Source organism: Anabaena sp. AL93, from assembly GCF_001672085.1.
Lineage (GTDB): Bacteria > Cyanobacteriota > Cyanobacteriia > Cyanobacteriales > Nostocaceae > Dolichospermum > Dolichospermum heterosporum.
The window spans coordinates 107713-120732 of record NZ_LJOU01000002.1 but is presented as its reverse complement, the minus strand read 5'-3'; the positions used below and the strand labels follow the sequence as shown (position 1 = coordinate 120732).

Annotated in this window: 9 protein-coding genes and 1 pseudogene; 6 read left to right on the top strand and 4 right to left on the bottom strand. The window is 36.3% G+C overall.

The features are described from left to right. Positions 1-558: 558 nt before the first annotated feature. Together AN486_RS01245 and AN486_RS01240 are read right to left on the bottom strand one after the other, a co-directional pair. Positions 559-3561 (bottom strand): type ISP restriction/modification enzyme, encoded by a 3003-nt coding sequence (locus tag AN486_RS01245; protein WP_290598770.1) that lies wholly within the window; start codon positions 3559-3561, stop codon positions 559-561. Positions 3562-3603: 42 nt separating this feature from the next. After that, the gene (locus AN486_RS01240) at positions 3604-3849 is read right to left on the bottom strand and encodes a type II toxin-antitoxin system HicB family antitoxin (RefSeq protein WP_168465875.1); all 246 of its coding nucleotides are present in this window, start codon (positions 3847-3849) and stop codon (positions 3604-3606) included. Positions 3850-4085: 236 nt separating this feature from the next. Here AN486_RS01240 and AN486_RS01235 point away from each other — a divergent pair, with 236 nt between their 5' ends. From AN486_RS01235 to AN486_RS01210, 6 genes and pseudogenes are all read left to right on the top strand, one after another. After that, complete coding sequence (locus AN486_RS01235; RefSeq protein ID WP_053538466.1) at positions 4086-4409, top strand: DUF6825 family protein; 324 nt, start codon at positions 4086-4088, stop codon at positions 4407-4409. A 119-nt stretch (positions 4410-4528) separates the two neighbouring features. Then, positions 4529-6214: an AarF/ABC1/UbiB kinase family protein gene (locus AN486_RS01230; protein ID WP_168634917.1), complete on the top strand. Its 1686-nt coding sequence runs from the start codon at positions 4529-4531 to the stop codon at positions 6212-6214. A gap of 21 nt (positions 6215-6235) precedes the next feature. Then, positions 6236-6964 (top strand): Stp1/IreP family PP2C-type Ser/Thr phosphatase, encoded by a 729-nt coding sequence (locus AN486_RS01225; protein ID WP_168634916.1) that lies wholly within the window; start codon positions 6236-6238, stop codon positions 6962-6964. A 780-nt stretch (positions 6965-7744) separates the two neighbouring features. Then, positions 7745-7942, top strand: a complete 198-nt coding sequence (locus AN486_RS01220) for an NblA/ycf18 family protein (RefSeq protein ID WP_290598764.1) — start codon at positions 7745-7747, stop codon at positions 7940-7942. A gap of 464 nt (positions 7943-8406) precedes the next feature. After that, a pseudogene (locus AN486_RS01215) lies at positions 8407-10396 on the top strand (SUMF1/EgtB/PvdO family nonheme iron enzyme). 688 nt (positions 10397-11084) lie between these two features. Beyond that, positions 11085-11918, top strand: a complete 834-nt coding sequence (locus tag AN486_RS01210; protein WP_168634914.1) for a DUF4351 domain-containing protein — start codon at positions 11085-11087, stop codon at positions 11916-11918. A 48-nt stretch (positions 11919-11966) separates the two neighbouring features. Here the strand turns inward: AN486_RS01210 and AN486_RS01205 are convergent, their stop codons facing one another. Continuing rightward, entirely contained in the window at positions 11967-12584 is a 618-nt protein-coding gene (locus AN486_RS01205; RefSeq protein ID WP_290598761.1) for a hypothetical protein, read from the bottom strand. A 48-nt stretch (positions 12585-12632) separates the two neighbouring features. Then, on the bottom strand, positions 12633-12872 hold the full coding sequence (locus tag AN486_RS01200; RefSeq protein ID WP_053538473.1) for a DUF1902 domain-containing protein: 240 nt from the start codon (positions 12870-12872) through the stop codon (positions 12633-12635). Positions 12873-13020: the final 148 nt, after the last annotated feature.

Sequence of the window (13020 nt, the reverse complement as noted above, 5' to 3'; positions counted from 1 at the left end):
ATTATATTCATTAATCCTGAAAATCCTTAAATCCTGGATATCCTGATTCTGACATGATTATATTCATTAATCCTGAAAATCCTTAAATCCTGGATATCCTGATTCTGACATGATTATATTCATTAATCCTGAAAATCCTTAAATCCTGGATATCCTGATTCTGACATGATTATATTCATTAATCCTGAAAATCCTTAAATCCTGGATATCCTGATTCTGACATTATTATATTCATTAATCTTGACAATCCTTAAATCCTGGGTATCCTGATATGGCTTCGCCACGCTACGCTATCAGACATTATTATATTCATTAATCCTGACAATCCTCAAATCCTGGGTATCCTGATATGGCTTCGCCACGCTACGCTATCAGACATTATTATATTCATTAATCCTGACAATCCTCAAATCCTGGGTATCCTGATTCAGACAATTTCTTTTTTTATCGAACCACAGAGAACACAGAGAACACAGAGAAAATGTCAAAATTATCTGCGTTTAATTTTTGATATTTTATCCTGAAAATCCTCAAATCCTGGTTATCCTGATTCTGACATTATTCCATTTCTCTAATTATATTCATTGTTTCCACACTCACGGTACAGACTCTCATTAATAAATCAATTACCTGTTCTTTGTAATCTGCGAAACGATAAGTATTGAATTTTTCCGCAATGGTTGGATCTTTTGGTTTCTTTTCTTTATATTGATCTAAAATCCATTCTAACGCGCAACGATTACCCAGCATATATTCCCAAGCTATTTTCGGAATATTTTCTAATGTGGTGACATCATCTAAGATAATACTACCTTTGGTTTTATCGGCTTTGAGTTTTGCTTTTGGTGTTTTTTGGTTGTCTTTTAAGGGAATATCAAGACGGGTTAAATTATAAGGTGTAACTGTTTCATAATTAATATGTAATTCCATAAGTTGTTTACCCCAATTAACCCATTTTTGGAAGTTTCCATAATAGGGTAAACGCGGAAATTCACGTTTTAAGTTGAGTTCGTATTTGCTGCGATAACCTGGGTTATGTAAGACTGCGTAGGTATAATGAAAGATGTCTATTTTGGTAATTGTTGAATCTTGGTAATGGGTTTGAATTTGTTTTAGTCCCCAGTCGGTTATATTATCAATGCGTTTTCCTTCTTTGTCGTAACGGTAGAGGGGGAGACATTGAGAATCACCGGTTAAATGTAAATCAATAATTGTGTTACTACCTAAACAATGAAAGGGTTTTGTATTTCCTGACGCTGAAAAAGCTATATATTTGTTTTCTGTATCGTTTTCATTTAAAATATCAAACCATTGATAAGTCATTCCATTAAAATGCTTATCAAAGTAAAAATACTGATTATAAAAAGGACGGTATGAACTTTTTATAATTTGTTCAGGTTGAAAAGTTTTATTGATTCTTCTATCTAAATATTTATTTAATTCTCTATCCCATTTAATTGTATCCTTGTTCGGGTAATTTGAATCTTTTAATGTTTCTTGATAAACTTCAATTAAAAATTTTACTTTTTGTTCTAACGCAGTTTCTGATAAATCATAAACCCATTCATCTCTTTGTGTTGCTATACCTCTAGAAAATAACTTAAAAACCGCTTCTTCTCCTTTACCCGCTTTTACATCCTTATCAACTAAAGGTAAAAGACTATCAAAATCATTATCAGATTGATTAATCCAATTACCATTATTATCCGGTTTAAGATGAGTAAAACCTAAATCTCTAAATTTTTGGGAACTAAAATATTTTTTCTTTTCATCTGAATCTGTATAATCATCAATTTCATTATAATAAACTTTGAAACCTTCCGCGTTTTCATTCCTAATTAAAAAATAAACAGCTATACCTACTCTAATTTCATCACTAAAGACATTACCACCTTCTTTGCGTCGTCTTTCTCCACTTGTTCTTGCATTACCTTTCATGTCAATAACATGAATTTCATTAAATTCCTTAGCTACAACTTTTCTAAAACCATCATAAGCAATAGAATTTATAAAAGAACTATTAGAAACAAACGCAATAATCCCATTTTTACCTAGTCTATCAGCAGCCCATCTAATAAACCGAGTATACATATCATAAACAACAATATTATTTTGAGCTTTACTATATTTAATATAAGATTCCTTAATTAGCTTATCTATAGCTGTGTAATAACGATTAGCATTATTATCATTAAAGTTTTCCTGCTTTGCATTATAAGGAGGATTACCAATAATCACAGAAATAGTTCTATCATTCTGTCTTTTAATTCTTGCGGTATTCTCCACACTCATAGCAAACAAATCCATTTGCTTACCCGCAAAAGAAGTATTATCCAAAGTATCTACAAAACAAATATTTTCAAACTCCTCATACACACCCATTTTCTGTTTATAGGTGTATTCAATATTCAAATTTGCAATGTAATAAGGTAAAATAGCCACCTCATTACAATGAATTTCATGTTTATACTTATGTTCTAAACTCTGCTTTGGTAAATAATCAATCAACTCAGTAATAAAAGTCCCCGTTCCCGTCGCAGGATCTAAAATTTCGACATCTTTATCCGCTAACAACTTCCCAAAATGTTTATGAACTAAAAAATCTGTACTTTCTATCATAAACCTAACAATTTCATTAGGAGTATAAACAATCCCCAACCTATCCGCAGCTTTGGGATTATATGCTTTGTAGAAATTCTCATATAAAGCTTTGAGAAACTTCTGTTTTTCTTGATGATTATAAATATTAGCCGCAGTTCGTCTAATCACTGCATAATATCTTTCAATCGTTCCCAGAGTATTTTTCTTCACGCTTCCCGTAAAAAAGGTAGAAATTACCCTTTGTAATTCCCCCGCAATATTATTTTCTCTGTGAAATTGCGATTCATTAAAAATATTGATAAAAATATCTTCCGTCAAAATATGCTGAATCATCATTTCCCGAATATCAAATAAACTGATTTCTGGGTTAATTGATTCCTTGCAAATTCCCCAAAACTTATCCCGCGCAGTTTGAAAAGATGTGTTATTTTCCCCTTGACAATCTATCAAATCTCTGAGAGAATTTAATACAGTGGGTAAATCTTGCTTAAAAATTTCTATCGCTTCCCGAAAATCCTTAACTTCAGGACGCACATAATTAATAAAATTGGTAATAATTCCATCTACTGCGTCAGCGTCGCGCATAGATACACGCATGGTTTCTGTGCTAGATTGAATTAAAACCGCAGTTTGGGAATCTTCAAATAAAATATTACTATCGGGATAACCTTTATTTAATTTCTTGGCAATTTCTTCATCTAATTTATCATATTGATCCTTACTTTCCCAATAACCCCAATCTAACCGCAAAGCATCTTTAATTGTGCCATCGGGATAAACAAGTTTACCATTTGGTAATCTATAATCTAATTCAGGAATCAGTAAAAAATCTCTCGGTTTGCAATATTCATTGAGGAGATTTTGAAAAGCGACACGAATAGAAGTTTCTTTGCGAGAACCACCATATTGAATGATTTTTTCGACTTCGGCTTGATATTGAGTTACCAGGAGTCTAGACATAGCTGCACCACAACATTTAAGTATATTTGTATTTTTAGGTTCTTATACTGGCTCTGTAATTTGATTTAAGTTAATATTCTCAATCAAAGAAATATTTAACCCTAAACGTAAACGTAAAGCCAACCAATCACTTAGAGCTTCTCTCAATTCACGCCGACAACCTTCTAATGTTTTATAATTTGCCCATACTCCCTGCAAACCTGGAATTTCACCCCAATAAGTACCATCATCTTCAATAATTTCATAAACTGCTAATTCCATTGCTTTATCAATGTAACTTGCCAGCATTTTTACTATTTCCTGTTAAGACGTAAATATTTCTTATGTTACAGCAGTTTTCATCTATTTAAACGATACTCTGAATAAGTCCATTTCTTTGTGCCTTGACCCTTTTGGGTTTACTCTGACGAGAGATACCTATCTACAGTGGTTGCATTTCACCAACTCAGAAAACTTTCAGATAGAAGCATTACGGGCTATATACAGGTTATAATTCTTTTTGCGGAGCAACTTTACAAAAATTTATGAGTAATCCCCTTGTGCAAGCCTTTTTCGTAGGCAGAGCAGTAGCTGAAGTGATTAATGAGCGTGTAGAAGTCGCCTTGACTGATGCTTTGAGTGAACTAGGCAAATTTGATGCTGAAACTAAAGAGCAACTACGCCAGTTTACAGAAGAAGTGATGGCACGAGCTAATCGAGCAGCGGAATCGTCTGCAACTGGTACAACCACAGGTAATACTTCATCTGGTGGAGATACAGTAGACTTACAGACAGAAATTGACGAATTAAGGGCAGAAATCGCTCTATTAAGAAGTGAATTGCAGAAGCATCGTAATGCTGCAAAATAGGTAATGGGTAATGGGTAATGGGTAATAGGAATAGGTAATGGGTAATTGGTAATGTGAAAAAATATTCTCCCCTACCTCCCCTACCTCCCTCCGCAACAACCCGACGGTATAAGAAAAATATGGAACAAGGTTACTCAGACAAAGCATACCGTTGGAATCGGGAAGAATACTCTAGCAAACGCCGCTTTGTGGATATTTGGTCTTTTGTCTTGACCTTGATGTTCAAAATTTGGCGCTATAACAAAGCTTGGAGTTACTCCGGTGGTGTAACAGAATCTAAGCAAGCAGCTAGACGCAAAGCCCAAGCAATCTGGATTAGAACCACGTTTTTAGATTTGGGTCCGACTTTTATTAAGATTGGACAATTGTTTTCAACTCGTGCGGATATTTTCTCTGCTGAATATGTGGAGGAGTTATCTAAGTTACAAGATAGAGTCCCAGCATTTAGTTATGAACAGGTAGAAGGAATTATTGAGCAGGAATTAGGTAAGACTGTTCCCACACTTTTCCAAGATTTTGAACCTGTTCCCCTCGCTGCTGCTAGTTTGGGTCAAGTCCACAAGGCCACCTTGTATACTGGTGAGTCCGTAGTTGTCAAAGTCCAACGTCCAGGACTCAAAAAGCTGTTTGAAATTGATTTAGGCATTCTTAAAGGTATTGCCCGCTATTTTCAAAATCATCCTAAATGGGGACGCGGCAGAGATTGGATGGGTATATATGAAGAATGTTGTCGCATTCTCTGGGAAGAAATTGATTATCTGAATGAAGGACGCAATGCCGATACTTTTCGCCGGAATTTCCGCCCTTATGATTGGGTGAAAGTACCGAGGGTTTATTGGCGTTATGCTACTTCTAGAGTAATTACTTTGGAGTATGTGCCAGGGATTAAAGTTAGTCAGTATGATGCTTTAGATGCTGCGGGTGTAGATAGAAAAGCGATCGCTCGCTATGGCGCACAAGCCTATCTCCATCAACTGCTCAATAATGGTTTCTTCCACGCTGACCCCCACCCTGGTAATCTGGCAGTTAGTCCCGACGGCGCTTTGATTTTCTACGACTTCGGGATGATGGGAACAATTAAATCCAATGTCCGCGAAGGATTAATGGAAACCTTATTTGGTATCGCTCAAAAAGACGGCGATCGTGTGGTAAAATCTCTAGTTGATTTAGGAGCGATCGCCCCAGTTGATGACATGGGACCTGTCCGTCGTTCAGTCCAGTTTATGCTGGATCACTTCATGGATAAGCCCTTTGAAAATCAATCAGTGGCAGCCATCAGTGAAGACTTGTATGAACTCGCTTATGATCAACCATTTAGATTTCCAGCAACTTTTACCTTCGTCATGCGTGCCTTTTCTACCCTCGAAGGCGTTGGTAAAGGTCTAGATCCAGAATTTAACTTTATGGAAGTTGCCCAGCCTTATGCAATGCAGCTTATGACAGATAACAGTAGTTCTGAGGGGAATAGCTTCTTGAATGAATTAAGTCGTCAAGCAGTCCAAGTTAGTAGCACTGCTTTAGGATTACCACGGAGATTAGAAGATACCCTAGATAAAATAGAACGTGGGGATATCCGGCTGCGAGTTCGCTCCGTCGAAACTGAACGCCTGATCCGGCGGCAGAGTAATATACAACTGGCAATAAGTTATGCTCTTATTATCAGTGGTTTTACAATTGCTGGTACAATTCTCCTAGTTAGCCATTATGTCTGGTTAGCAAGCTTTATTGGTTTAATTGCCGCATCAGTTTCATTCATGCTGATTCGGTTGCTTTTACGCCTCGACCGTTATGATCGGATGTATTAATTAATTGTTCACGAAAAATCTATGAAACTTGAATCTACCGGTTGTACAGATCGGGGGCGTATTCGTGCTTATAATCAAGATTCCTACTATATTGATCCCGCAGGGCGATTCTTTATAGTCGCTGACGGGATGGGTGGTCATGCAGGAGGAGAAGAGGCTAGTCGCATCGCTACTGCCGAAATTTGTGCATATCTAGAGCAAAATTGGCAATCCCCCGAATCTTCCTCAAAACTCCTAGAACAAGCTTTATCCACTGCAAATAAAGCCATAGTTCAAGATCAGCAAAATCATCCTGAACGTGCTGATATGGGAACGACAGCCGTAGTAGTAGTTATCCGTCCATCTGAGTTACCTGTATGCGGTCATGTTGGTGATTCCCGTCTCTACCGTCTGCGAGAATCACAATTAGAACAAATTACAGAAGACCATACATGGATTGCCAAAGCCATGAAAATCGGTGATATTACTCTTGATGAAGCTAGGGTTCATCCCTATCGTCATGTTTTATCCAGTTGTTTAGGTAGGGAAGACCTGAATCAGATTGATATTCAGCAACTAACTCTGGAAAATGGCGATCGCCTACTCCTCTGTAGTGATGGACTCACAGAAGAACTCATAGATCAGAAAATCTTTAAATACATCAACGACGCACCCAATTTAGAAAAAGCTGCTCACACCCTAGTTGAAGCCGCCAAAGAACAAGGTGGACACGATAATATTACCGTTGTCCTTGTGTCCGTAAAAGCCTAATTTTCCAGTCTCCCCTCGTTCCCATACTCTGTATGGGAATGAACTCCAGAAGGCTCTGCCTTCAACAACAGATTTAGGCAGAGCCTCTGTGATAGCATTCCCAGTCAGAGACTGGGAACGAGATGAACCCTTCCCCCTTGCCTAACTAAAAAAGTAAATATACTTAACAATTTGTTCAAATTGAGCATTTTTTATATTAACAATTTGATAAAAATATTTTTAATCTCCAAAAATTACAACAGGAGCTTAAATTTCTATAATTTCCACAATTGACATATTGCACCTTGTAGTCTGTCTTAAATAAATAGCAAATAAGCGGTTAAGACATCAGAGAATCAAAATCAGTGCCAAGCATAAAACTTGCCTGTCCGTTGATTTCTCACCCATAACCTCTAAATAGCAATCAACCCATAACTACTGTAATTTAAAGAATTTCCACCAAAATCAAACCATCCAACTTGCACAAATCCGCTCTCTGCGGAGTTGATTCTTGTATCAATAGATTCAATACCAGCACATACCTCGGAAAAATAAATTCAAAAAGATGGGCAAATTGTCAAAGACTTGTTATCTTTCTTAATATAGAGAAACAAATGTTAAGCAAAATCTAGCCCAAGGATTACCTCTTCGGACTTTTATGTAATTCAACAGATTGCAAATAAAGGAACTAAGGAATTTAAATAACAAGCAACAGCCTGTTTTACCTTTAAATACTGACTTCCAACTTTTCAATTCTGTTATCAATTTCGACTTTAAACCTTGTTTGTTTTGGAGTTCATTATGAATCAACGAACTGAACTATCTTTGGAACAGCAATTTAGCATTCGCTCCTTTGCTACACAAGTCCAACACATGAGCCACGAACAAGCTCAGGATTTTTTGGTCAAACTTTATGAGCAAATGGTCGTCCGTGAAGCAACTTACCAAGAAATACTCAAACACCAATGGGGTCTAGAATCAGATCCCAATATGGCATAGGGTTACGAATGAGTAACTTCTCCTGTATCGCAGTGGGCGACCTCCTTCTCTTGCTCGTTTCCAGACAGGAAAAAAGCTGGGGATGCTGGGGCGTTAACTTCGATTACTACTACAGCATAGTGTAAATAGGTTGACACTCCCCGGTCCAAAGACGCGGGGATTCTATAGAGAGTTTCCCTTATAAGAATTTTAGATTTTAGATTTTAGATTTTAGATGAAAAAAATTTGGTATAAGAGGTTGTTTGAAAAGTATTAGATGAAACCGATAATCTCCAGAAACCTAACCCCCCTTCCCCCCTTCCCTACCTCTCCCTAGCCCTCTCCTTAAAGGCTACGGTGTACCACAAGTGGTATCTGCAAGGGTTGATGATGTATTTCATTTAAGTGCATACCGCTATATCAGGAAGGGACAGAAAATTACTTATGTTGTATGATAAAGGTTATACAGTCATCTGCCACAGATTATGATCTGCTGTTTAAACCCGGATTGTTCCCAAGCTATCAACCCTGATCATAACAAGTTCTGTCAAAGTTGCAGAACCCCGTTAATACCATTATTAATCAATCGCTTTCGAGTATTGCGGGTGCTTTCTGCTGAAGGTGGTTTTGGGAGAACCTATTTAGCGGAAGATAGCCAGAAACTCAATGAAACTTGTGTAATCAAGCAACTTGCACCTAAACAGTCGGGAACTTACGCTTTAAAAAAAGCTACAGAATTATTTATTGAAGAAGCTAAACGCTTACAAGATTTAGGAGAACACCCGCAAATAACAATGCTGTTTGCTTATTTTGAAGATAATGGTTTTCTCTATTTAGTACAACAGTTTATTAAAGGGGATAATTTATTAGATGAATTAAAACAAAAGGGTAAATATAACGAAAATCAAATTCGGGAATTATTACTAGATTTATTACCATCTTTAAAGTTTATTCATGAGCGCCAGGTTATTCATCGGGATATTAAACCACAGAATATCATGCGCCGAGCCAGTGATCGTAAGTTGGTATTAATTGATTTTGGGGCATCGAAACAATTAACTACCACAGTTCACACCCAAATAGGAACACGAATAGGTACTCATGGTTATAGTCCACTGGAACAAATTCAGCTTGGTGAAGCTTATCGAGCCAGTGATTTATTTGCTTTAGGTGCAACTTGTTTTCATCTTTTAACAGGGGTTCATCCTTTTAATTTATGGACAAGAAATGGTTTTAGTTGGGTGAATAATTGGCAACAACATTTATCTGTTTCTGTGAGTCAGGAATTGGGGCAAATTTTAGATAAGTTGTTGAAAATTGAGATTCAAGAACGGTATCAATCTGCGGATGAGGTCATCAAAGATTTACAAATTCCTCCTACAGTTTATGTACCTCCAGGGGGAAATCAAATTCCTCGAAATCAAATTTTGGGAAATTCTGGAAGTTCTCAAAATCAAATTTCTCAACATCAAATTTCGGGAAATTCTCCAACTACAATCAATCGTCGCGGTTTTATCTATCGAGGATTATTTTTAGGTGGTATAACTGTCGCATTTGTAGGACAAAGTTTATTTCCTGGGAAGAAAAATCAAACCTCAATTTCAGATACAGCAACTCCTGAAAATACACCAACACCTGAGAATACAACTTCCTCAAATAACCTGAAAACCTTTAGTTTTGAAGTGGTCAGCACTAACGCACGGGGAAATATCACCAACCGACGCAAGGAAAGCGCGAAATACTTTACAGAAGACTTAGGAAATGGTGTGACATTGGAAATGGTGGAAATCCCAGGAGGAACATTTATCATGGGTTCACCGGAAAACGAAGCAAGAAGGAATTCAACCGAAAGTCCCCAACATCAAGTTACTGTTCCTAGTTTCTTCATGGGAAAATATCAATTGACACAGGCACAATATCAAGCTATCATGGGTGGTAACCCTTCTGCATTCAAAGGCAATAATCGCCCAGTTGAACGAGTCAGTTGGAATGATGCAGTTAAATTCTGTGAAAAGTTAAGTCAAAAAACAGGAAAAAACTATAAATTACCCAGTGAAGCTGAATGGGAGTAGGCTTGTAGAGCCGGAACTACTACACCGTTTTATTTTGGTGAAAGCATAACCACTGATTTGGTAAACTATGATGGTAATTACACCTATGTTTCTGCACCAGAAGGCAAAAACCGTCAACAAACCACAGATGTAGGTTCTTTTCCCCCTAACGCTTCTGGTTTGTATGATATGCACGGTAATGTGTGGGAATGGTGTTTGGATGATTATATAGATAATTATAGTGATGCGCCTAGAGACGGTATTGCTTTGACAGGACGAAGCGATGTAAAACTGCTGCGCGGTGGTTCGGTGAGGCGGCTTTCCTGGAGATTGCCGTTCTGCTTATCGCAACTACTACGCTCTCGACAACGGCGACAACGGTATTGGTTTTCGGGTTGTGTGTGGTGGTGCGGCGAGGACTTAGTAGCCCTTTACACTCTTGCTCTTTTGCTCTTTTCTTTTCTTTCTCTTTTCCCTTCTTAACCCCCGCCGTTAGGCGGAAAAATAAAATTTTTTCTTTCGACAGTAAAGCAGATTGTGGTGTCTTTGCTTAGGATAGCACACATTTTTTAAATTGTCAGAATCAGGATATCCGGTTACTGAGCGAAGTCGAAGTACAGGATTTAAGGATTTACAGGATGTTATTGATAAATTGCTGGTTTTCCTTTGCGTCTTTGCGTGAAAATGAATATTCAATATTGTCAGAATCAGGATTTCCAGGATTTGAGGATTTACAGGATGTTATTGATAAATTGCTGGTTTTCCTTTGCGTCTTTGCGTGAAAATGAATATTCAATATTGTCAGAATCAGGATATCCAGGATTTAAGGATTTACAGGATGTTATTGATAAATTGCTGGTTTTCCTTTGCGTCTTTGCGCGAAACTGAATATTGTCTGAATCAGGATTTTTGTAATATCCATATCCCTATCCCTAAATTATTTTAAATGAATTGAGTATTTATAATTTTTATTTTGAAAATTTTATGTTGAAAATCGTATATATTAACATTAATCATAAACTCTTAAACCCTAAAAACACAACTCAAACAAACATCCTGGAAATCCTTAAATCCTGGATATCCTGATTCTGACAATTTAATTTTATAACCTCATGAGTTTTGACAACGTTTGTAAACTACTAGCAGAAAAATATCCCTTTGATTTTGCTAAATGGTTACTTCCCCAAGCACCAAAAACCATCAAAGTCTTAAAAACCGAATTGAGTATAGAACCAATTCGCGCTGATTTTGTCACCTTCTTACAAACAGAAAATCGGATTTTACATATTGAATTTCAAACCAACCCACAATCTAAACCTCCAATTCCTTTTAGAGAGTTAGACTATTCAGTGAGATTAATCCGTACATATCAAGTTCCTGTAACCCAAGTAGTGATTTTCCTGCAAGAAACAAATGATCCAATTGTTTTTACTGAAGAATATATTAACGAAACAACACGACACCGTTATCGTGTAATCAGAATGTGGGAACAAGATTCAGCTTTATTTCTCAATAATCTGGCATTATTACCATTAGCACCATTAACACAGACAAATTCACCTCAAAGCCTATTATCCCAGATTGCCAATAATGTTGCTAAAATTGCAGATAGGGAGACTAAACAGAATATTGCCGCTTACACAGAGATTTTAGCAGGTTTGCGATTTGAGAAAGACTTTATTCGTCAATTGTTAAGTGAGGATATTATGCAAGAATCAGTCATTTATCAGGACATTTTGCAGAAGGGAGAAAGAATTGGAGAACAAAGAGGAGAAGTTAAATTTTGTCTACGTTTACTTAATCAACGGTTTGGGGAAATTGATTCTTTAATAGTTGAAAAAGTCAAAGGTTTACCTGTTGAACAGTTAGAAAATTTAGGTGCTGCGTTGTTTAATATTTCTGAAGTTGCTGATTTAGTAACTTGGTTAAATCAACAAGATCATTAGAAATAATAATTTGTGGTGTTGGGTTTTGCAACCCAACCTACTTGATAATTATAAATTTTTCATTAAAGCTACTAAAATTTTCATTAAAATTTCTAAATCATTGGGGACACGATAAAGGTTTAAATCTTGAGTAATTTCTTTTGATTCCCGATGTAAAATTACAAATTGCCAAATATTACCAATAGAAACTGCACCATACAGGATAGGATTATCAATAGGAGACCAATTATCAAAGGCAATTAATTCTACGGCTAATTGGACAATTCCCCTTTCTAAATCGGCATTTTTAGCTTCAATAACTAATAATTGGTTATCAGCTTTAATATAATAATCAACAACTCCTTTTAATTGATTATTGATATTTAACCCATACTCTACTCTAACTTTAGCATGGGTATAGTGAATTAGTTCCATAATTACAGGAGCAATTAAAAATTCTCTTCTGGCGGTTTCACTGGTTAAACTAATATAGGGTAAACTTTCTTCAATACGATTTTTTAGATCTGTTAATCTTTCTAAATTTTGTTGAGTTGTTGGTAAAGTTAGAGATTGTGATTGAAACTTATAGCCAAAATATCCTATAATTTCATCTGGTTCATAATTCAATTTGAAATAATCAGCAAATGTGTAGGATTGATTAGAGTCAATTATTTGTATTTTTACCATAATTCTATTTTTAACTCTTCTCGATAGGAAAAACCCGCTAATCCCCCATTATACCTCCATAATTAACGGATATTCAAATTGAGAAGGTAAATCTTGTAAATGAAAATTATGATTTTTTTCTTTCTCCAATTCCAATAATACCTTAGCTACATCTTCAGCAATTTCTATAGCTTCTTGTACTGTTTTACCTTCTGCCAATAAACCTTGTAAATCATCACTTGTAGCTACAAAATATTCTTGTTCATCTTCAATAAATTTTTCAATTTTTAGTCGAATTAGCATTTGCATTTAGTTAACCTTGATAGTGAGTACAGGAATAAATGGTACTGCTTATATTATATTTTTCTGTGTCCTCTGCGCCTGGAGCGTGAAAAAAACTTCCAAACCAAAGACACAAAAACGCCCAGAAAAACCCTTTGCGTCTTTGCGCCTTTGC